General features: G+C 44.5%; 21 protein-coding genes. 9 read left to right on the top strand and 12 right to left on the bottom strand.

Annotated features, from left to right (window positions below):
- Nucleotides 1-32 precede the first annotated feature (32 nt).
- From F7R58_RS00915 to F7R58_RS00900, 4 genes are all read right to left on the bottom strand, one after another.
- Nucleotides 33-737 carry an RluA family pseudouridine synthase gene (locus F7R58_RS00915; RefSeq protein WP_158063151.1) on the bottom strand — a complete coding sequence of 235 codons (705 nt, stop codon included), beginning with the start codon at nt 735-737 and terminating at the stop codon, nt 33-35.
- 119 nt (nt 738-856) lie between these two features.
- Complete coding sequence (locus tag F7R58_RS00910) at nt 857-1,183, bottom strand: hypothetical protein (protein ID WP_158063150.1); 327 nt, start codon at nt 1,181-1,183, stop codon at nt 857-859.
- The gene (gene panB / locus F7R58_RS00905) at nt 1,184-1,999 is read right to left on the bottom strand and encodes a 3-methyl-2-oxobutanoate hydroxymethyltransferase (RefSeq protein ID WP_158063149.1); all 816 of its coding nucleotides are present in this window, start codon (nt 1,997-1,999) and stop codon (nt 1,184-1,186) included. It lies immediately after the preceding gene.
- Nucleotides 2,000-2,071: 72 nt separating this feature from the next.
- Entirely contained in the window at nt 2,072-2,785 is a 714-nt protein-coding gene (locus F7R58_RS00900) for a Crp/Fnr family transcriptional regulator (protein ID WP_158063148.1), read from the bottom strand.
- Between the two features lie 91 nt (nt 2,786-2,876).
- Between F7R58_RS00900 and F7R58_RS00895 the strand changes: the two genes are divergently transcribed.
- The 9 genes from F7R58_RS00895 to F7R58_RS00855 all read left to right on the top strand — a co-directional run bounded on the left by F7R58_RS00895 (nt 2,877) and on the right by F7R58_RS00855 (nt 12,593).
- Nucleotides 2,877-5,264, top strand: coding sequence for a heavy metal translocating P-type ATPase (locus F7R58_RS00895; RefSeq protein WP_158063147.1), 2,388 nt, complete (start codon nt 2,877-2,879; stop codon nt 5,262-5,264).
- A 121-nt stretch (nt 5,265-5,385) separates the two neighbouring features.
- Nucleotides 5,386-5,589 (top strand): cbb3-type cytochrome oxidase assembly protein CcoS, encoded by a 204-nt coding sequence (gene ccoS / locus F7R58_RS00890; protein WP_158063146.1) that lies wholly within the window; start codon nt 5,386-5,388, stop codon nt 5,587-5,589.
- 5 nt (nt 5,590-5,594) lie between these two features.
- Complete coding sequence (gene ccoN, locus F7R58_RS00885; protein WP_158063145.1) at nt 5,595-7,856, top strand: cytochrome-c oxidase, cbb3-type subunit I; 2,262 nt, start codon at nt 5,595-5,597, stop codon at nt 7,854-7,856.
- Between the two features lie 51 nt (nt 7,857-7,907).
- Nucleotides 7,908-8,075, top strand: a complete 168-nt coding sequence (locus tag F7R58_RS00880) for a cbb3-type cytochrome c oxidase subunit 3 (RefSeq protein ID WP_317132565.1) — start codon at nt 7,908-7,910, stop codon at nt 8,073-8,075.
- 5 nt (nt 8,076-8,080) lie between these two features.
- Nucleotides 8,081-8,959: a cbb3-type cytochrome c oxidase N-terminal domain-containing protein gene (locus tag F7R58_RS00875; protein ID WP_158063143.1), complete on the top strand. Its 879-nt coding sequence runs from the start codon at nt 8,081-8,083 to the stop codon at nt 8,957-8,959.
- Nucleotides 8,960-9,049: 90 nt separating this feature from the next.
- Nucleotides 9,050-10,498 carry a cytochrome c oxidase accessory protein CcoG gene (gene ccoG / locus F7R58_RS00870; RefSeq protein WP_158063142.1) on the top strand — a complete coding sequence of 483 codons (1,449 nt, stop codon included), beginning with the start codon at nt 9,050-9,052 and terminating at the stop codon, nt 10,496-10,498.
- A gap of 11 nt (nt 10,499-10,509) precedes the next feature.
- Nucleotides 10,510-10,962: a FixH family protein gene (locus tag F7R58_RS00865; RefSeq protein WP_158063141.1), complete on the top strand. Its 453-nt coding sequence runs from the start codon at nt 10,510-10,512 to the stop codon at nt 10,960-10,962.
- Between the two features lies 1 nt (nt 10,963).
- Nucleotides 10,964-11,707: a sulfite exporter TauE/SafE family protein gene (locus tag F7R58_RS00860; protein WP_158063140.1), complete on the top strand. Its 744-nt coding sequence runs from the start codon at nt 10,964-10,966 to the stop codon at nt 11,705-11,707.
- A 97-nt stretch (nt 11,708-11,804) separates the two neighbouring features.
- Complete coding sequence (locus F7R58_RS00855; RefSeq protein WP_158063139.1) at nt 11,805-12,593, top strand: hypothetical protein; 789 nt, start codon at nt 11,805-11,807, stop codon at nt 12,591-12,593.
- 96 nt (nt 12,594-12,689) lie between these two features.
- On the opposite strand, the gene serS is transcribed toward F7R58_RS00855, so the two are convergent.
- The 8 genes from serS to F7R58_RS00815 form a co-directional block, all read right to left on the bottom strand.
- Nucleotides 12,690-13,958, bottom strand: a complete 1,269-nt coding sequence (gene serS / locus F7R58_RS00850) for a serine--tRNA ligase (RefSeq protein ID WP_158063138.1) — start codon at nt 13,956-13,958, stop codon at nt 12,690-12,692.
- A gap of 81 nt (nt 13,959-14,039) precedes the next feature.
- The gene (locus tag F7R58_RS00845; RefSeq protein ID WP_158063137.1) at nt 14,040-14,543 is read right to left on the bottom strand and encodes a hypothetical protein; all 504 of its coding nucleotides are present in this window, start codon (nt 14,541-14,543) and stop codon (nt 14,040-14,042) included.
- A gap of 36 nt (nt 14,544-14,579) precedes the next feature.
- The gene (locus F7R58_RS00840; protein WP_158063136.1) at nt 14,580-15,833 is read right to left on the bottom strand and encodes a polysaccharide biosynthesis C-terminal domain-containing protein; all 1,254 of its coding nucleotides are present in this window, start codon (nt 15,831-15,833) and stop codon (nt 14,580-14,582) included.
- A gap of 4 nt (nt 15,834-15,837) precedes the next feature.
- Entirely contained in the window at nt 15,838-16,968 is a 1,131-nt protein-coding gene (locus F7R58_RS00835; protein WP_158063135.1) for a glycosyltransferase, read from the bottom strand.
- A 68-nt stretch (nt 16,969-17,036) separates the two neighbouring features.
- Nucleotides 17,037-17,528 (bottom strand): hypothetical protein, encoded by a 492-nt coding sequence (locus F7R58_RS00830; protein ID WP_158063134.1) that lies wholly within the window; start codon nt 17,526-17,528, stop codon nt 17,037-17,039.
- 80 nt (nt 17,529-17,608) lie between these two features.
- On the bottom strand, nt 17,609-18,394 hold the full coding sequence (locus tag F7R58_RS00825; RefSeq protein ID WP_158063133.1) for a (Fe-S)-binding protein: 786 nt from the start codon (nt 18,392-18,394) through the stop codon (nt 17,609-17,611).
- Between the two features lie 80 nt (nt 18,395-18,474).
- On the bottom strand, nt 18,475-19,803 hold the full coding sequence (locus F7R58_RS00820; RefSeq protein WP_158063132.1) for a (Fe-S)-binding protein: 1,329 nt from the start codon (nt 19,801-19,803) through the stop codon (nt 18,475-18,477).
- Nucleotides 19,804-19,817: 14 nt separating this feature from the next.
- A complete protein-coding gene (locus F7R58_RS00815) occupies nt 19,818-20,768 on the bottom strand; it encodes an MlaD family protein (RefSeq protein WP_158063131.1) in 951 nt (316 codons plus the stop codon).
- Nucleotides 20,769-20,797 lie beyond the last annotated feature (29 nt).

The following is a 20,797-nucleotide window of genomic DNA, read 5'->3' as shown; positions in this document are numbered from 1 at the left end:
GTGAACTGAAGACCGTTCAGTCCCGCCTGCGTTTATTCCTCTTCGCAAGCTTTCCAAACCGCATCGTGCAGAGGCACCGGCGCGGTTACACGGATGTTGTGATGGGTAACAGGATGTTCAAACTCTAAATGCCGCGCATGCAGATGAATGCCACCGTCCGGATTGGACCGGGCGGCACCGTATTTAAGGTCGCCTTTTATAGGAACACCTATCTTGGATAACTGCGCCCTGATTTGGTGATGACGGCCCGTTTCGAGGTCAACTTCAAGCAACTGGAAATTGTCCAGGGTCTTTATCAGTTGATAGTTGAGGATGGATTCCTTGGCATTATCTGTGGGTTTGATAAAGACAGTTGCCTTATTTGTCTTCTCGTTTTTCTGAAGATAATGGATAAGGCGCTGCTTTTCGGGGATTTCAACTTTGGGCACAACTGCCCAATAGGTTTTTTTGATTTCCCGGTTCTTAACCATTTGGGTCAGCCTTGTGAGCGCTTTGGAAGTCTTGGCGTAGATCACCAAACCGGAAGTAGGCCTGTCTATCCGGTGCACCAGCCCCAGGAAAACATTACCTGGCTTGGCATCTCTTTTTTTGATGAAATCCTTTATAAGGTCCAGCAAAGAGTGGTCGCCGGTCTTGTCGCCCTGTACAAGCTGACCCGTTCCTTTGTTGACGATAAGTAGATGATTATCTTCAAAAACGATTTGTGAAGCCTCAAACTGCAGCTTTGCATTTCCCATATTCATTAAAAAAAGCAAAAGTACGGGAATTTGGCGGTTTTCGGATTACGACATAGGACATACTGCTGCTTTTAACAACAGTAATATCCTGATTTGATTACAAAATGATTGGGCAAATTTTAGTTACGAACCTGACGCGGCCGGTTGAAGATGGACAGAAGTACACCACCAAACAAACCTGCGGTTTTAAGGAACTGAAGATTCAAACTGTCCGGAAGCAATGCACCTATAATGCAGAAGGCTGCAGCCAGATACATGGGATAGCGCATTTTTGGATTGCTCAAAAACGGAGCCTGGAAGAAGAAACTGGCTCCAATTAAGATATAAAAGATTTTTTGGGACAGAAGAGCGTTGATTTCCGGCGAAAACAAATTGAACCAGCCCACAACCAGGCAGAATATTGCCGCGATCGACAGGATGCCCTGAATCATTTGGGTATTTTTCATTTAATAACTTTCGTTTTGGTTAGGGAAATCCGCGGACTTAACATCCTTTACATACTCAGATACTGCGCTCGTGATTTCCGTATAGAGGTCGCGGTAACGTCTTAAAAATTTCGGTGAAAAGCCTTTGTTCATTCCAACCATATCGTGATAAACCAGGACCTGACCGTCACAATCGGCACCTGCACCAATTCCGATAGTTGGAATAGAAATGCTTTCGGAAACCTTTTTCGCAAGTCCCGCCGGAATTTTCTCAAGCACCAGCGCGAAACAGCCCAGTTCTTCCAGAAGTTTAGCGTCACTTAAAAGTTTTTCGGCTTCGGCATCTTCCTTAGCTCTTACTTTATAGGTTCCGAACTGGTAAATGGACTGTGGCGTAAGTCCGAGATGGCCCATTACGGGAATACCGGCATTTACTATTTTCTTAATGGATTTCTCGATCTCAACACCGCCCTCAATCTTAATGGCGTGGGCACCACCCTCTTTCATCATACGTACGGCCGACTCCAGGGCCTTGTCCGAATTACTCTGGTAGGTCCCGAAAGGTAGGTCAGCCACAACCAGCGCTCTTTCCACTCCGCGCACCACACACTGGGTATGATATATCATCTGGTCCAGTGTTATCGGTAAAGTGGTTTCATAACCGGCCATCACATTGGCGGCAGAATCGCCTACAAGAATGGAATCCACTCCACCGCTGTCCACCATCTTTGCCGTTGTAAAATCGTATGCAGTAAGCATGGTGATCTTTTCACCGTCAAACTTCATCTTCCGCAAAGTTTCGGTGGTAATTTTCTTAAGTTCTGAATGTACAGACATGGTTGTTTTTTATGGATTATTGTCCGGTGAAGGACAGTTGGGCACAGGGCCCTGAGGTGAACAGACTCTCAGTTAAAGAACCACATGTCCCAACTTGATGAGTTTCTCGTGGTTAAGGATCCGGATATTGCGGCCTTCGGTTTCAATAAGGCTGTCCTGCTTGAATTCGGAAATCAGGCGGATGGCACTTTCGGTGGCTGTACCGATAAGGTTGGCAATCTCTTCGCGTGTAAGTGAGATCTTGATGAAGCCCTCCGGATCGGTTCCAAGCTTCTGCTCCAGTAAAAGAAGGATTTCGGCAAGCCGTTCGCGGACAGTTTTCTGTGCCAAAAAGGTAACTGTGTTTGAACTTTCGCCTAATTCAAATGCTATTTTCTGAAGCATTACGAAAGACATCTTACTGTCATGTTCCAGCAGATGCATAAACAGGTCCGCCGGTATTTTGGTAGCCTGCACATCCGTCATCGCTTCTGCTTTAGCCTGGAAATTTTCGCCGCACAGCAGTGATCTGTAACCGATGATATCGCCTTCCTTAATGAATCTAAGGATCTGTTCCTTGCCGTAAGCACCCTGTTTGGAGAGTTTGGCGGTACCTTCATGCAGATAAAAAACACTTTTTGGAAGTTCCTGCTCATCAAAAAGAATTTCACCCTTATGATAGCTCACAGTTTCAGTAGCCGACTGGTATCGTTCAAAATCTTCAGCAGACAGCCTTTCCTTCAGGCTTTCTTTGCTGAAAATATCCCTGATGCTGGCCTCTAAAATCACCTGTTTTTCCTGCGACATTTTTTATGATATTTATCAGCAAAAGTAGGATTTTTATACCGTAGGGACAACCTTTTTTGGCCTATTTTTGTAGGTCATATATAGAAGTACTGTGTCAGATAATTGTTTTCACTGCGGGCAACCTGCAGAAAAAGAGCGCATAAGCTACGACAGCAGAATTTTTTGCTGTAACGGATGCAAATCGGTTTATGAAATCCTGAACCTTAATAATCTCGGGACTTTTTATGAACTGAACCGCAATTCCGGGGTGAGGCCGGACGAAAACTCCCTGGAATACGGCTATCTGGATACACCGGAAATCTTCACTAATGTTACAGATTTTTCTGAAGGTGAAACCACCCTGGTTACGTTTAAAATTCCTGTTATACACTGCTCTTCCTGCATTTGGCTGCTGGAAAGCCTGCACACCTTGAAACCGGAGATCCGCTATTCGCAGGTTAATTTTACGAGGAAAACGGTGCAGATATCATTTAACCATCATCAGCTGAAACTTAGTGAGCTGGCCACTTTCCTCACTAACCTGGGATATAAACCGGTTATCAATATGGAAACTGCCGACCGCAAAGATGAACACTGGGACAAAAGCCTCCTCATCAAACTGGGTATCGCGGGATTTGCCTTCGGGAACGGAATGTTTTTCTCCTACCCGGAATATGCGGGCGAAATTCTAGGCTCTACGGATTTCTGGTTTGATAAATATAAACATCTTTTCAGATTCATTCTTTTCCTGCTTTCCACGCCGGTAGTTTTCTATTCGGCTTCGGATTATTTCAAATCGGCGGTTTACGGCTTGCGGAATAAAGTCATCAATATAGACGTGCCGATTGTACTTGGTATACTTGTTCTGTATGGCCGAAGCATATATGAAGTCGTAACAGATTATGGCCCGGGCTATTTCGACACCCTTTGCGGACTGCTCTTCTTTATGCTTCTGGGCAAGTTCTTCCAGAAAAGAACTTACAGCGCACTTTCTTACGACCGCGACTATAAGTCTTTTTACCCTATCGCTGTTACACGGTTGGACTTTAACGGGAAACAGGAAAACATCCTGCTGTCCGAACTGAAGATAGGCGACAGAATCATGGTGCGCAACCATGAAATTATACCGGTAGACTCTATACTGATAAGCGGCTCCGGCAATATAGACAACAGCTTCATCACCGGCGAAAGCGCCACTGTAACGAAGCAACCCGGCGACAAGATATTTGCGGGCGGAAAACAGATCGGTTCCATCCTGGAAGTAGAAGCCATCAAAAATGTAGACCAGAGTTACCTAACCCAACTCTGGAACAAAGAAGCCTTCAAAAAGCACGAAACCGGTCTGGATACACTTACGAACACCATAAGCAAGTATTTCACTATCATTATTCTGGCAATTACCCTGCTGGCCGCAATTTACTGGATCCGCATCGATGCAGAGAAAATGTGGCAGGTAGTATCAGCCATACTGATTGTAGCGTGCCCCTGTGCCCTCGCGCTTTCGGCTCCTTTTACTTTTGGTCATATCATGCGGATTCTGGGGAGGAATAAATTTTACGTGAAGGACACACTGACGATCGAAAAACTGGCTAAGGTGGGTACTCTTGTTTTCGACAAGACGGGCACAATTACCCAAAGCAAGAAGTCGAGCATCAATTATGCCGGGCAGGAAATTGCAGAAGCCGACCTGCTAAACCTAAAATCACTGCTGAAGAACTCCAATCATCCCCTTTCAAAATCACTGTACCAGTTTCTGGATGTTGAGGATTCTTATTTTGAAGCAGAAGGCTTTCAGGACATTCCGTCCAAAGGTTACAGCGCAACGGTACGCGGACAACATTACAAAATTGGTTCTGCAAGTTTCAATGGGCAGCAGTCACAGCACATGGAGACTGCGGTTTACATCAGCAAAAATAATGAGTTCTTAGGAAGGTTTATTTTTAAGAATGAATACCGCGAAAATCTGCCCGGGCTCTTTGGCAAATTGACTAGCTATCAAATACATGTGCTTAGTGGAGACAATTCTTCTGAGGAAGCCCACCTGCGCAGCATGATTCCGACGGCGCAGGAAATGAAGTTTAACCAGGATCCGGAAAGCAAGCTGAATTTTATACGCGAGCTGCAGGACAAAGGTCAGAAAGTCGCAATGCTGGGAGATGGCCTGAATGACGCCGGCGCCCTGAAACAGAGCAATGTAGGAATCGCGGTAGCCGATGATACCCACTCCTTTACTCCCTCGTCCGATGTGATCATTAACGGTGAAAAAGTTGCAGAACTGAACAAATACCTGAAGCTTACGCGTGACGCGATAACAATTGTAAAAATCACCTTTGCGATTAGCCTCACCTATAATGTGGTAGGCCTTACCATCGCGGTGCTGGGATATATGTCACCGCTGGTTGCTGCGATACTGATGCCTATAAGCTCCATCAGCGTGGTAGCTTTTACCTCTGCGACCACATGGATACGCAGTATGAAATATTTCGGAAGGCCTATATAGTGCGGCTTGCAGCAGCCCTTATTTAGACGGCTTTTAAATTAATTGATTTAATAGCGAGGTGATTAATGTCATTATTTTTCATTAAATTTGGCCTTTCATTTACCTTAAATTTGCCTCTGAAATGGATATACTCTATCTGATGATCCTTTGCAGCGTCTCGGTGGGGATTGTTTTCCTGATCATCTTCATCTACAACGCGAGAAACGGGCAATTCGAAGACGATGAGTCGCCGGCCGTCCGGATTCTTCTGGACCGTGACAATCCGGTGGAAAGAGAGACAGAGACAGAAAATAAAAAAATTAATACAGAAGAAAAAAGTGATTAGTTAATATGGAAACACAAAAGTTTAGTTACGACAATAATATTGTACGGGCCTTTCTATACGCAACCGTCATATTTGGTATCGTAGGGTTTTTATTTGGCCTCACAGCAGCCTTAATGCTGTTTTATCCTGAGTTGCCGGAATTTTTCCTGGGTACAGACGATGATACCATTAAAAGTCTGGCGTCCGGAAACATTCAGGGTCTCATCAATTCCCAGGGTGCCTTCGGTTTTGGACGTATCCGGATGCTGCATACGAGTGCGGTGATCTTCGCGTTTGTATGTAACGGTTTCTTTGCAGGAGCTTATTACTCTACACAGCGTCTGCTGAAAACAAGAATGTGGAGTGACACGCTTTCCTGGATCCATTTCTGGGGTTGGCAGCTGATGATTGTTTCCGTGGTGATCACTTTCTTTATGGGTATAAACACCTCCAAGGAATATGCTGAGCATGAGTGGCCAATCGACATCCTCATCGCTGTGATCTGGATCATCTTCGGGGTGAATATGTTTGGAACGATTGCGATCAGACGTGTACGTCACCTTTATGTGGCTATCTGGTTCTACCTTGGTACCTGGATCGCGATCGCAATGCTTCACATCTTCAACAACCTTGAAGTACCTGTGTCATTTACAGGATGGAAGTCCTACTCTGCTTACGCCGGTGTGAAGGATGCCCTTGTACAGTGGTGGTACGGACATAATGCCGTAGCCTTTGTACTTACGACTCCAATTCTGGGTCTGATGTATTACTTCCTGCCAAAAGCAGCAGACAGACCTGTATTCTCCTATAAGCTATCCATTATCCACTTCTGGTCACTTATCTTTGTTTATATCTGGGCGGGCCCTCACCACCTTCAGTATACGGCTTTACCGGGCTGGGCACAGGCTCTGGCTACCGGTTTCTCCATCATGCTTATTGCACCGTCCTGGGGAGGTATGCTTAACGGACTTCTTACACTTAGAGGTGCCTGGGATAAGGTTAGGGAAAATCCTGTGCTGAAATTCTTCGTAGTTGCAATTACCTGCTACGGTATGGCCACCTTTGAAGGACCACTTTTAGCAACAAAAACATTAAACAAGATCGGTCACTATACCGACTGGGTTATTGGTCACGTTCACATTGGAGCTTTAGGCTGGAACGGTTTCATGGCTTTCGGTATGATTTATTACTTAATGCCTATAATGTGGAGAACCAAGTTGTGGTCGGTTAAACTGGCTAACTGGCACTTCTGGCTAGGTACTTTGGGTATCATTTTCTACGCCGTTCCTTTATATATCTCCGGATTTACCCAGGGATTGATGTGGAAGCAGTTCAACCCGGACGGAACACTTGTATATAAGCAGTGGCTGGATACCGTAACAGCGATTATTCCTTACTATATCATGAGATTTGTAGGTGGATCTCTTTACCTTGTTGGTGCACTCCTTATGGCAGTGAACGTTGTAAAGACAGTTAGACAGGGATCCTTCCAAAAAGAGGTTCCTGCAGAAGCACCCCCACTCGGAAACATCAGCAACAAGAGAAAAGAAGGCGAAGGTGCACACCTTTGGCTGGAAAGAATGCCTGTATACCTTGCTATCCTGTCATTTATTGCAGTGGCAATTGGTGGTGCGGTACAGATCATCCCTACCCTAACCATTAAGGAAAATGTACCTACCATCTCGGCGGTAAAACCTTACTCTCCTCTGGAACTTGAAGGCCGTGACCTGTATATCCGCGAAGGATGTAATGCATGTCACTCACAGATGATCCGTCCATTCCGTGACGAGGTAGTACGTTTCAACGGTAAGAACGGACAGTATTCCAAAGCGGGAGAATTCGTGTACGACCGTCCGTTCCTTTGGGGTTCAAAAAGAACCGGTCCGGATTTACACAGACAGGGTGGTAAAAACCCAAGTTCATGGCACTACAAGCATATGTATAACCCAAGGTCTACATCTGCAGGATCCATTATGCCACGTTACCCATGGTTAATTACCAATGACCTGGACCGCTCCAACATGACAGCGAAACTGAATCTGATGAGGAATGTGTTCGATGTTCCTTATACGAAACCTGAAATTGATTCTGCAGATCAGTGGGCAAATTCTCAGGCGGCTATGATTGTACAGGAAATCTATAATGAAGCACCCGATTTGAAAGCAGCTTATGCACAGAGACCGGCCGGCGAACTTGAGAAAAAGGAAATCATTGCGCTGATTGCTTACCTGCAGAGATTGGGTACGGATATTAAAACAACTGAAATTAAAACCGCCAATATCGATTAACAGGTAACGAAAAATTCAAGTATTATGATACCTCAAAGTTTAAAGGATATAATGGCAAATGACGACGGCGCTACGTGGCTTCAGATCATTTCATTGCTTCTCCTTATGGTATTTTTCCTGGGCCTTGTATTCTACGTATTCAGCCGGCCGAAGAAACACTACCGTGAAGAGGAAAACGCACCCTTAGACGACGATCAACCTTTTAATACACAAAACTAAATATCATGAAACAAAGAACGCCGGTTTATATTAATATCCTGATAATACTGACAATCTTCTTTATACTGTACTATATGTTTGTACAGAACACCTCCTTTATCACTTCGCCTTATTTCTGGGGAACTGCGATTATAAGTATTGTAATGGCATTTATTCACAGTGCGATTGGAGACCTTATCGAGAATGATCAGTTCAAAAAACTGAGCCCGGATGAGCAAAGGGTATACCTGGAAGGGAAGAATACACCGTATTTCAGAAGACTCTATGATGCCGCCTTTAAGAAACAGTCCAGTACTGTAGAGAAGGATATCCTGATCGACCACGGCTTTGACGGTATTATGGAACTGGACAACCAGTTGCCAAAATGGTGGTTAGGTTTGTTTTACTTTGGCGTAGCTTACTGTATCGTTTATATGACTTCCTATTTCCTGACCGATTTTGCAGATCCATATAAGGAATACGAAGCTGAGCATAAGGAGCAGATAGCAAGCATTGAAAAGTGGATGAAGGAAACTCCGCCGCCAACAATTGAGAACGCGGTGTACTCGGCAGATAATATTGCCGCAGGTGAAGAAGTTTTTAAGACAAACTGTATTTCCTGCCATATGGAAGGCGGTAAGGGCGGTATTGGACCTAACCTGACAGATAATTTCTGGATTAACCAACCTGAGAAAACACTCTTCAAAAACGTTTTCCACATGGTTGAAAACGGTTCCCAAAACAACCCTACCATGCAGGCGTTCGGGAAAAATGGTGTACTTAGCGGCTTCGACATCCAAAACGTGGCAGCATATGTGTATCATATCAACCAGGAAAAACCACCGGTTACTCCGGCACAGGGTGGACAGAATCCACAGGGTGACCCGGCCAACTGGGAAGAATAAAAATCAAAAATGAAATAGTATAGGCATAATTCGTTATCGGTTCAGCATTGAAAAGGTAACGGATTATGTTTTTTCGGTTAAATATAAATTATGTCAGAAGATACAAAATACAGTGGCGGACAGGGACAGGTGGTCAGTCCCGAAACTTTTCGGGATTCTGTAGGCACCATGGATCAGTCCGGCAAAAGAAAATGGGTATATCCCAGAAAACCCAGAGGCCGGTATACCAATTACCGATATCTGGTTTCAGTTATTTTATTAATCATTTATTTTGGAATCCCCTTTGTCGAGATCAACGGAAATCCTTTACTGCTGATCAACGTTCTGGACCGGGAATTCTATATTGCCGGTAAACCTTTCTATCCCCAGGACTTTTTTATACTGGCACTGGGGGCAATTGCATCCATTGTCTTCATTCTGCTCTTTACGGTGGTTTTCGGCCGGATATTCTGCGGATGGATCTGCCCGCAGACTATTTTCCTCGAAATGATATTCCGCAAAGTGGAATATGCCATTGAAGGCGACCGTAACAAACAGATCCGTCTGGATAACCAGGCCTGGGATACAGAGAAAATATGGAAAAGAGGTTTGAAGTGGACCATCTTTGCGCTGATCTCGGTAATCATTACCCACTTTATGTTCATGTATATCGTGGGATACCGTCGGGTATTCGAAATCATGCGTGAAGGACCTTTCGAGAATCCTACCAATTTCCTGGTAATGATTCTTTTTACAGGCGCTTTCTATTTTGTTTTCGCGTGGTTCCGGGAGCAGGTATGTACATTGGTTTGCCCCTACGGCCGACTTCAGGGTGTGCTTATTGATAAACAGACCATTAATGTTTTCTACGATTTCAAACGTGGCGAAAACCGTGCGAAATGGCGTAAAGGAGAAGACAGACGTGCTGCCGGAAAGGGAGACTGTATTGCCTGCAACCAGTGTGTGGTGGTGTGCCCTACCGGCATTGATATCCGCGACGGCCAGCAGCTGGAATGTGTAAACTGTACCGCGTGCATTGATGCATGTGACGAAGTAATGGTAAAAGTTGGTTTGCCGAAGGGTCTGATCCGCTACGCCACAGAAGACGAGATTGAACAGCAGAAGCCCTTCGTTTTCAGCAACAAGATGAAAGCTTATACAGCCGTACTGATACTTCTTATCGGTTTCCTTGGCTTCCTGCTTTACAACCGCGGTGAAATGGAGGCCAAATTCATTAAGCCTGTAGGTTCATCCTATGTGATCCGCGATGGCAGAATCTATAATACATACAACTACACATTACTTAACAAGACAAACGATAAGAAAGCGGTGACGCTTAAGATTACAAATCCCAACCACGGTACGGTTTCTGCCAACGGCGCACAGACAGTAGTGGTAGATAAAGATAAAATGACCAAAGGGTCAGTATCAGTTTCATTCCCTGAAAACGAAATTACAAGGGCCAAACAGAATATCACTATTGGAATTTACGATCCGGAAGGCAAACTCATAGATGAATACGAAACTTATTTTGAGGGTCCGTTTAAATTACAGTTTTAACTAAAATAAAAATGCTTAAAAAATTCACTTGGGGCCATGGAGTTGCCCTTGCCTTAGGGCTGTTTATCATATTTATCCTTTCCATGATCTTCTACTTCACCAGTACATGGAAAAACTCAGAGCTTATCACAGATGATTATTATGAAGCAGAACTCGCCTATCAGGATGTCATAGATGCCAAGGCACTTGCCGGTGCCCTGCCTGAAAAGCCGGAATACGTGCAGGACCAGTCAGGCATCCGCGTTATATTTCCTAAGGATTATAACAACAGCAATACACAGTTCACAATAGACCTGCACCGTGCAGAAGACCAAAAGCTGGACGTGATCAAGGAGATGGACCTGGACAGCCGAAACAGCCTCTTTATTCCGGCGGCCGTACTTGCCAAAGGAAATTATGTGTTGCGCGTGCTCTGGACGAGGGCCGATAAAAAATACCAGTTGGATTACGATTTAATATGGTAAAATGGAAAATGCACTAGTATTATCATCGCTGGTACTGGGCATAGGTTCAGGTTTTCACTGCATAGGTATGTGCGGACCCATTGCCATGTCCATGGGACTTACAAGGAAGCAGGCCGCCAACTATCATCTGCAGAATATTACTTATAATCTGGGACGCATAGTCACCTACGCACTATTGGGAGCATTACTGGGCATCGTGGGCCAGGGATTTCAAATAGCAGGACTTCAGCAATATTTAACCATCGCGGTGGGAATCCTGCTTATTTTCATGGCAGTTTTTTCATTTGGTGGGAGGGATTTTGCATCAAAGATCCCATGGCTGTCGGGCTTACTGCTTCAGGTAAAGAAGAAACTTGCTTCTTTGCTGCAAAAGGCAGATTACCGCTCCCGGTTCACTACCGGTATCCTTAACGGCTTCCTGCCCTGCGGAATGGTGTATATGGCCCTTACAGCGTCGCTGGCTGCCGGCGGCATCTGGCAGGGCGCATTGTTTATGGCCGTTTTCGGACTGGGAACTTTCCCGTTTATGTTCGCAGTGGTTTTACTGGGTAATTTGATGACCAATGCATTCCGGATAAAGATCCTTAAGGTAATTCCGGTTATGATGCTTGTCTTGGGAACCCTTTTCGTTATCCGCGGGATGGAACTGGGAATTCCTTACCTCTCGCCTGCACATGAGGCCATGCAGGTGAACCATAACGGTTCCGAGGAACACCAGCGCGGCGATCACTCCACATGTCATTAACAGACTGAAATGAAATAAATTGAAAATGAAGGCTGCTGTAAGGCAGCCTTTAACTTTGGTCCCTATTTTGAATCAAAAAAGCCAAACTTAAAGATAAATGCTTAAAAAACTAACGTTAGGGTTTGCCGCCGCAGCACTGGGAATTATGCAGTCCTGCTCGGTAAATACTGAAACTACCTACTATAAAGACGCGGCCACCAGTATGGAATCCAGCATATTGATGGACCAAAGCACGATGGGAATTCTGAAGATGCTGAATTCTTCAGGAAAGTCAGAATCACTGCCGGACATTACCAAACTTTCTACAAACTGGCAAAGTCTGTACGATATGCAGAAAGACGGGAAAATTGTGCTGAATGAAAAGGAGGTTGGCGCCTTAAAAAAGATGTATGTAAAAGTAAACCGCCAGAAAGACGAAATCATGGGTCTTTCGCTCAAATACGACAAGCTGATGCCTGAAGAAGTGGCCAGTCTGTTCGCCAGCAGGAAAGAACTGAAAACAATTCCTTTACAGGACATTGCAAGATGGGACGGTGAAAAACTTGAGATCAACACCGAAAAATTCAATATCGCGGAACCGCTTTATGAAATGCAGAAGGTGAAAGTAAACGAAAAGGCAGCTACCCCACGTACAAAACAGGATTCAATAGAGGCCTATGGCCGCCAAATGGCCTCCGGAATCATTGGTATGGCAAAAATGTTTAACGGTAATTTCACCAATACACTTAAATTTCAGAAGCCGATAAAATCAATCGTGGGAAAACATGATTTTGTGGAGCAGGTAGACGACAGGACTGTAAAAATAAACGTGCGCAGCGCGGATATTTGGGACGATGGTAAAAACCTCAGGAACAAAGACAGGAAAGTGGTTATCTATACCAAATAATGGCAACTTTAACCGCAAGCGGTAATTTACCGCCCAAGTCAAACAAGAAAACCACCCGTAATCAGGTGGTTTTTATATTTTTTGAAGATGAAAATGCTATCCAATAAGGTCAAAGCGAGCATAACCCGCTACTTTGGCAGGAAGTTTAATTCCTTCTGTGGTCTGGTTGTTTTCCAGCAGTGCAGCCATAATTCGTGGCAAGGCCAGCGCCGATCCATTAAGCGTGTGTACAAGTTGTGTTTTTCCGGCACCTTTGAATCTGCACTTAAGACGGTTGGCCTGGAAGGTTTCAAAATTAGAAACTGAAGATACTTCAAGCCATTTTTCCTGAGCAGCGCTCCAAACCTCAAAATCATAGGTCATAGCCGATGTAAAACCCATATCGCCGCCACAAAGCCTCAGGATGCGGAAAGGCAGTTCCAGATCGGTAAGAAGGCCTTTTACATGCTCTACCATCTCTTCCAGTGCAGCATAGGAGTTTTCAGGTTTCTCCAGCCTTACAATCTCAACCTTCTCAAACTGGTGCAGTCTGTTCAAACCGCGTACATGGGCGCCGTAACTACCGGCTTCGCGACGGTAGCACTGGGAAAAAGCTGTATTTTTTACCGGCAGATCTGCTTCATCAATAATCACATCACGATACATATTGGTTACAGGAACCTCAGCCGTAGGGATCAGGTACAGATTGTCTTCATTTACAAAATACATCTGTCCTTCCTTGTCCGGCAGTTGGCCCGTACCATAACCTGAAGCTTCATTTACCACGTGCGGCGGATTTACCTCTATATATCCGGCTTCCACGTTTCTGTCCAGGAAGAACTGCACCAAAGCGCGCTGCAAACGTGCGCCTTTACCTAAATAAACCGGAAAACCGGCACCTGCAATTTTAACGCCCAATTCGAAATCAATAAGGTTGTATTTCTTTGCCAGTTCCCAGTGCGGGATTGCACCTTCGCCCAAGCCGTGGACATCATGTGACTGGTAGATGATTTCGTTGTCATCGGCAGTTGTTCCGGCCTTTACTTTTTCAAAGGGAATATTGGGAATAAGGTAAAGGATTTCCTGAAGCTTCGCCTCGGAGTCCTTGAGTTGCTGCTGCAGAGTCTGAACGTTTTCCTTGAATTGGGCGGTCTGGACTTTAGCTGCTTCAGCTTCTTCCTTTTTACCTTCTTTCATAAATATGCCGATCTCTTTGGAAATCCGGTTTATCTCCGCAAGGTTCCGGTCCAGATCGAACTGGTATTTCTTTCTGTCATCGTCATGACGGATGGCATCATCAACCAAAGAAGACTGTTTAAAATTCCTTTTGGCGAGGCCCTGGAGCACAAGGTCTCTATTATCGCGTAAGTAACTGACTTGTAACATTTCTAATTATTGAATTTTGAAAACTGACGGAAATATGCTGCAGAAAAGCAGGCAAAACCCTGTACAGTGCGAATTTACGGATTATTTGTTTATTTTAATGACATTGGCTGCGCCCGGAGTCTTGGTGAAAACAGGTACACCGTTATATAATGCTGTGGAAATTTCGAATACCTGCGGCGTTAAGGTATAATTAAGCACCAGGGTATCATTTGTAACACTCTGTACACTGTCATTCAACTGTTTTCTCATATTAAGCGCAATTCTGGAACGGTAGATTTCTTTATTGCCGGGTAAACTTTCCAGCAGGATCCGCCGCGCGCCGGCAGTATACTGTATAAAGGACATATTTGATTCATCTTTCCTAAGGTTGTACTGTACAGGAGCATTATCCGTAAGGCCATCCACATCATTCATCGTAACAGAAATATAGGAACCGGGAAGGGTGTTGTCCAGCATATCCTGGCCCAGCGAATCTATGTAGATGTTCAGCACCTGATCGATCCGCCGGATATCATCCGGATTCTCGCTGCGGCAACTGGCTGCGGACAACAAAGCCACGGCAAGGAAAAATATCACGTTTTTCATGTTAACAAATATACAGAGTTCCACTGAACCGACCATTTATTTTCGGGTGCGAAACAACTGCCTAACTAAGGTAAGTTCGTGTTTTGTGGGCAGTAAATCCGTAACTTTAAAAGTTGTTGTTTTATAGAATTGCCAGAACAGGATGCCGGAAGAAAGGCAATAGGAAACGGCAGTCACCACACAGGCACCAATGATGCCCCATTCCGGAATAATAAATACAGACGAAAACACGGTAAAGACAAGTCCCACAAGAGATTTGACGTTCAGTATCCGAAGCCTGTTCACGCCCGCAAAATAAGAACCTATAATATTGCTTACCGCGATGGCAAGAATGCCCGGTGACAGAAGCATGAAGATAAGTTTGGTTTGATGAAAAGCCGCACCGAAGACCAGCGTGTAAACATTTGCCGGAACACAGAGAATTATCAGGATAAAGAATAATGTTACAAGGAAGCTGAGTTTTATGGAGACCTTAGCGGTATCCACCGACTCCAGGTGGTCACTGCTGTTTACCACCTTAGCGTACAGTATGGTGGAAAGGCTCCTGCTTACCGCCCAAATTCCCTCAGAAAGTGCCACACCAATTGAAAATACCCCTACACTGGCAATTCCGCGGTAAACTTCCAAAAAATAGAATGACAGTCTGTAATTCATAAATTGCATCAGCGCGCTCAGCTGTGTTTTCCATCCGTAACTGAACATACTTCGGATCACAGTTCCTGAAAGCGAAAATTCAGGAAATTGGGCAGATTTATAAAGCTGGAGGGTGCTGACCAGGAAAAGAGTACCATAACATGCCATTAGGGTGATAAAGTAGGCATCAAGACTGTCAAAACCAAAGATATAGACCGCAGCCAGCAGGAACACCAGATGCACACCCTGCTGAAGGATGGTGTAAAGATTAAATTTCGGGATATCCTGTTTGCCTATGAAATAGTTAATATTTGCTGTGAGTAATGAAAACAGCACAGACAGAAGCACAAGGTAACTTAAATCATAGACCGGACGTATCGAAAAATGGACTACCAGCGGTATGGAAATACCCACCACTATGGACCAGATATAGGCTACACCAAGTATATCAGCTGTTTTATATCTTGAAGTAAGATAAGTAATGCTACCCACGAAAACATTGCTGAAAAAACCGATAATGGACAAATCGGCAATAAGCATGGAAATGCTTCCCTTCCCCTGGCTGCCCCAAACATTGGTAGCAAAAATGATGATTCCAAAGTTGAGAACCAGAATAAGTGCCCGCGAGAGAAAAGTATGGATGAAGGTTTTCTGCATCCACTTAATTTTTACCGTTGATTACAAATTCCTTGAAAGAGGCTTTGATCCTGTCCCAATTATATTTTTTCTGAAATGATTTACGGGCGTTGTGTGCATACCTGTTGTACTCCATTGGGTTATCCAGCCACCTTTCAATATGGCTTGCAATAGCAGCACTGTCCTCAGGGTTTACCAGATAACCGAAATCCAAGACATCCACACCTTTACGCGTAGCTTTCAGGTCGGAGTAAATTACGGGTTTTCCTGCGGCAGCGTAGTAAAAGATCTTTATCGGAAGGCAGTGGTGGTTCTCAAAGGTCACAGGCCTCAAATCAAAACAGACATCAGCATCTGTAAGGCTTTCGGTGAAGGATTCCAGACTCACAGGTTGAAGAATCCTGATGTTCTCCCACTGGTATTTCTGTAGAAGTCTGTCAAAGTACGTCTTCCCATCCTCACTTGCTGAACTTCCGACTAGCAGGATATTTATTCTAAGGTTGGGTCGGCGGGTGCGCAATTCAGCAGCAGCATTAAAAAAATTCTCAATTCCTTTCTCCCTGCTGAAGGTTCCTGTATAAGCCAAAGTAATGCGGTCTCGGCTCAATACATTAATCTTTTCAGTTATATACCCTGGCGCGGGATAATAAGGTAAAAGTAATTTTCTTTTGAAGGGAAATATCCTGGAAAGCGGGAACTTCTTACTGGACTCACCGAATATAAACAGGTCACTTACTGCCCCCGCATAAATATGGATGAGCAAAAACCTTAGTGCGTGCAGGGGTTTAAGAAGATCAGGGTAAGGAGCAACCATCCTGGCGGAAGGATACCATTCGGTAATGTCGTAGATGACGGTTGCGCGATGCTTCTTTGTATACCTGTTTGCGGCAATAACAGCCAGTGGTTCAGAACAGATGATGCGGTCCGGATTAAAACCTTCGCAAACCTTAAGAAAATATTCCAGTTTACTGGCGGTACCACTGTTAAGAATATGGCGTGACTCAATTTCCACACCCTCCAGTTGACCTGCATAGTCTGAGCTCAGACTCGATACTTTCACCCTATGCCCCTGTGACCTCAGTTCTTTGGCCTGATGATGAAAAATCCTGTCATCATTGTAACTGTGTGCAGTTGTAAGAAATAGGATTTTAAGCATGGGCAATTAGAGGATAAGTCTCAGGCTGCACAGCGAAAATATTCCCTGTCAGGGATTTCGCCTTGTTGTTAACTTATGTAAATACCTGCCCAGCTTTTATTCAGTTGCAGCAGGAAGTCGCTGAGGAAAGCGATATAGCTGTTCTTTGAAAAATCAAAAACCTCAATGTCCTGAGAGATGTTGCCTTCCTTCAAACCTTTTCGGAACTCCTGTAGTTTCATGGTTTTCACTTCACCATCCTCTACAAAACTGGCTTTCATCCTGTCAAAAAGTCCCAGGTTAAATTCCTGATCCAGCTCCCGCATAATGCCACTCAGCGAGTCGATGGAGCAACCGGAAGCAGCTTCCTTTTCCTCATCAACACAAACAATGATAAATTGGTTCTTTTCTATCTTGAAGGACGAAGATAACGGTTTTCCGTGTGCTGCCCAAGTAGCCAGGAAATCGTAGAGTTTTTCTGCTATTACCTTACTCTCCTTTGGGGTGAAAGGACGCGACGCAGGATAAATAATTACCCGGTAGTCGTTGGTTTCTGTTATATTGGATTCTTCGATTTTCATAGATTTAGATATTAGATGTTAGATTTTAGATTTCAGACATTTGTACATCTGAAATCTAATGTCTGAAATCTCATGTCTAGCTAGAGATCTTCAGCTTCGGCCAGGAGTTCAACAATATCCTTAACCTCCACTTCCGTATTTTTATTGAAATGCTTAATTCCGTCTGTCATCATAGTATTACAGAACGGGCAACCTGTTGCAATGATGTTTGGAGTTTCAGCCAAAGCTTCTTCTGTCCTTTCCACATTGATATCCTTATCCCCTTTTTCAGGCTCCTTAAACATCTGGGCACCTCCCGCACCACAGCACAAACCGTTTGTCCGGCAGCGCTTCATCTCTACGAGTTCGGCATCAAGTTTTTCCAAAAGCATACGCGGAGCCTCGTATTCGTTGTTCCCGCGACCCAGATAACAGGGATCATGGAAGGTGATTTTCTTTCCTTTGAAACTTCCGCCTTCAATCTTTAGCCTTCCCTCCTCCATCAGCTGTTTCAGGAATTGCGTATGGTGAATCACTTCATAATTTCCACCAAGGTTTGGATATTCATTCTTGATTGTATTGAAACAGTGCGGACAGGCTGTTACGATTTTCTTTACATCGTAAGCATTCAGGATTTCAATGTTGGTAAGCGCCATCATCTGGAAAACAAATTCGTTTCCGGCACGTTTTGCAGGATCACCCGTACAGCTTTCCTCAGGTCCGAGTACGGCAAATTCAACATTTATTTTATTAAGAATTTTGCAGAAAGCACGTGTAATCTTCTTGGCGCGGTCGTCAAAACTGCCGGCGCAGCCCACCCAAAAAAGTACTTCGGGAGATTTTCCTTCGGCAGCATATTCTGCCATTGTTTTTATAGTAAAATCCATTATTTAATTTGCTAATTAGTTGATGTGATGATGTGGCCTGCACTAATAAATCCGCACTATCCTGTTTTCAAAGCATCATTTTAGTCCTTTGCCCAGTTTAACCTGTCGGCCTGATTGTACTGCCATGGTGCGGCATTGTTCTCCACATTGGTCATCATCAGATTCAGTTCCTGTGGTGCCGCCGACTGTTCCATTACGAGGAAGCGGCGCATTTCCATAATGATGGATAATGGGTCTATAAGTACTGGACAGGCCTCCACACAGGCATTGCAGGTGGTACAGGCCCAGATTTCCTCCCGCTGGATATGGTCGTCCAGCAGCTTCCGCCCATCGTCTTCCCACTTACCGTTTTTATTAATAACTTTCGCTACCTCTTCTACACGGTCACGGGTATCCATCATGATTTTACGCGGCGATAATTTTTTGCCGGTAATGTTTGCCGGACAAACAGCGGTACATCTTCCGCATTCGGTGCAGGAATAAGCATTTAATAACTGCACCTGATTGAGGTCAAAAATATCGTTGGCTCCAAACTTCTCCGGCACCGCATTGGGATCAGCATCGGGCTGCGCCGCGTAAGGATCGGCATTGGGATCCATCATGAGCTTGATTTCAGCTGTAACCGAGGCCAGGTTTTTGAATTTACCCTTAGGCTCCAGATTAGCATACCAGGTATTCGGGAAAGCCAGGATAATGTGCAAGTGCTTTGAGTAATAGAGGTAGTTCATGAAGAATAAAATCCCCAGAAAGTGAAACCACCAGGCACCTCGCTCCAGGAAAGTTAAAGTACCGTCTCCCAATCCGCTGAACAAAGGTGCAAGTAAATTTGAGGACACAGGAAAACTGCCGTGAGCAGCCAGTACATTTCGTTGCTGCAGCACCCAATCTGAAGCATTCATCGTGAAGAAGGCCGTCATCAGGGCAAATTCAATAATAAGGATCCAGTTGGCATCCTGTTTTGGCCAGCCAAATAGTTCCTTCATCGTAAGCCTTTTCACACCATAGAAATTGCGGCGGATGAAGAAGATGACAACTGCCACAATTACCAGCAGGGCCAAAACTTCGAGGGTAGCTGTAAAGAAACCATAGAAAGAGTCTCCCATGATGCCCGCCAGGAAACGGTGGGTTCCGAAAATACCGTCTATGATAATCTCCAGCAGCTCAATGTTGATGATTACAAAGCCTACATAAACGAAAAGGTGCAGAATGGCTGCGATGGGACGCTTGCCCATTTTGCTCTGCCCCATGGCTACTTTTGCCATTGTACGCCAGCGGTCTCCCGGACGGTCTGTACGGTCGATAGGGCGACCCAACTTAATGTTTCTGTAAATTTCTTTCAGACTTCTGAAAAACAGTCCAAAACCCACAACAAGGGCAATCAGGAAAATAATATTGTCAATATATTGCATATTGAAAAGGAGTTTTATTCTTTGGTATTCTTGCCGAATACGGAAAAGTTCAGGTAACGTTTCGGGTTGGCTTTCAGATCCTCAATTAAAGCATTAAGATTATTGGATGCTGAATTGAGATTGTTATAAAGTTCTTCGTCCTTCATTACTTTTCCAAGAGAGCCTTCTCCCCTGTCTATTCCGGAAATTACGTTATTCAGTTTGCTTACTGTAGCATCCAGATTGGCTACAGTGGCATTAAGCTTTTGCGTATCGATGCTTTCTGCCAAACGACCGTATTTATCAACAGCCGTGTTAGCCGTAATCATCGTTGCATTGGCATTATCCAGTACACGCTGAAGTTTTGGGTCGTTATTCGCAACTAAGGCGTTTGCCTGGCGGCTTGTAGTCTCGAAGGCTGCCACAGTCCGGTTCAGACTGATGAGCAAGGCACGGATCTCTGCCCGGTTTCTGTCATCCAATACCTGATTAGCACTGTATGCGAGTGAATCCACTTTCTTAAGCACTTCCTGCAACTGATCCTTCACGGGACCAACCTGCTCACCAAGGTTATTGATTAAAGAAGGTTTGTAATTTCCGACAAGTGTGTCACCGTCTTTGGCTATGGCCCCTTTATAAGCGAGATTGATACGCATTTCCTTGGCCGACATGATGCCGGGTTCAAAAACCTCAACTACAGATTCTTTTGAAAATTTAAAATCATTGTCTACAGCAAACGAAATTACAAAATACACCCGCCCGTTCTTGTCCGTCACCGGAATAATATTATTTACCTGTCCAACTTTAAGTCCATTGATAGAAACCTTGCTGGCGGGCTCAATACCTTCCACATTATCATATTTTGCATAGAAAATATTGTCGGTTGTAAAGAGGCTTTTGCCTTTCATAAATTGAAAAATCAGCACAAAGCCGACAATGGAAAGCACAGCAATAAGCCCTGCTTTTATCTCTTTTGATAATTTCATCTAATTGGTATAACTTAAGTCTAGCAAAG

It is taken from the genome of Chryseobacterium sp., assembly GCF_008831505.1.
GTDB lineage: Bacteria > Bacteroidota > Bacteroidia > Flavobacteriales > Weeksellaceae > Marnyiella.
This window is presented reverse-complemented; position numbering and strand designations above follow the sequence as displayed.

Coding starts and splice junctions, on each gene's coding strand:
- panB (WP_158063149.1), bottom strand. CDS start 1,999: ATGTCTGTACATTCAGAACTTAAGAAAATTACCACCGAAACTTTGCGG.
- F7R58_RS00815 (WP_158063131.1), bottom strand. CDS start 20,768: ATGAAATTATCAAAAGAGATAAAAGCAGGGCTTATTGCTGTGCTTTCC.
- F7R58_RS00865 (WP_158063141.1), top strand. CDS start 10,510: ATGCTTAAAAAATTCACTTGGGGCCATGGAGTTGCCCTTGCCTTAGGG.
- ccoN (WP_158063145.1), top strand. CDS start 5,595: ATGGAAACACAAAAGTTTAGTTACGACAATAATATTGTACGGGCCTTT.
- ccoG (WP_158063142.1), top strand. CDS start 9,050: ATGTCAGAAGATACAAAATACAGTGGCGGACAGGGACAGGTGGTCAGT.
- F7R58_RS00915 (WP_158063151.1), bottom strand. CDS start 737: ATGGGAAATGCAAAGCTGCAGTTTGAGGCTTCACAAATCGTTTTTGAA.
- F7R58_RS00835 (WP_158063135.1), bottom strand. CDS start 16,968: ATGCTTAAAATCCTATTTCTTACAACTGCACACAGTTACAATGATGAC.
- F7R58_RS00875 (WP_158063143.1), top strand. CDS start 8,081: ATGAAACAAAGAACGCCGGTTTATATTAATATCCTGATAATACTGACA.
- serS (WP_158063138.1), bottom strand. CDS start 13,958: ATGTTACAAGTCAGTTACTTACGCGATAATAGAGACCTTGTGCTCCAG.
- F7R58_RS00830 (WP_158063134.1), bottom strand. CDS start 17,528: ATGAAAATCGAAGAATCCAATATAACAGAAACCAACGACTACCGGGTA.
- F7R58_RS00880 (WP_317132565.1), top strand. CDS start 7,908: ATGGCAAATGACGACGGCGCTACGTGGCTTCAGATCATTTCATTGCTT.
- F7R58_RS00825 (WP_158063133.1), bottom strand. CDS start 18,394: ATGGATTTTACTATAAAAACAATGGCAGAATATGCTGCCGAAGGAAAA.
- F7R58_RS00860 (WP_158063140.1), top strand. CDS start 10,964: ATGGAAAATGCACTAGTATTATCATCGCTGGTACTGGGCATAGGTTCA.
- F7R58_RS00820 (WP_158063132.1), bottom strand. CDS start 19,803: ATGCAATATATTGACAATATTATTTTCCTGATTGCCCTTGTTGTGGGT.
- F7R58_RS00910 (WP_158063150.1), bottom strand. CDS start 1,183: ATGAAAAATACCCAAATGATTCAGGGCATCCTGTCGATCGCGGCAATA.
- F7R58_RS00855 (WP_158063139.1), top strand. CDS start 11,805: ATGCTTAAAAAACTAACGTTAGGGTTTGCCGCCGCAGCACTGGGAATT.
- ccoS (WP_158063146.1), top strand. CDS start 5,386: ATGGATATACTCTATCTGATGATCCTTTGCAGCGTCTCGGTGGGGATT.
- F7R58_RS00845 (WP_158063137.1), bottom strand. CDS start 14,543: ATGAAAAACGTGATATTTTTCCTTGCCGTGGCTTTGTTGTCCGCAGCC.
- F7R58_RS00900 (WP_158063148.1), bottom strand. CDS start 2,785: ATGTCGCAGGAAAAACAGGTGATTTTAGAGGCCAGCATCAGGGATATT.
- F7R58_RS00840 (WP_158063136.1), bottom strand. CDS start 15,833: ATGCAGAAAACCTTCATCCATACTTTTCTCTCGCGGGCACTTATTCTG.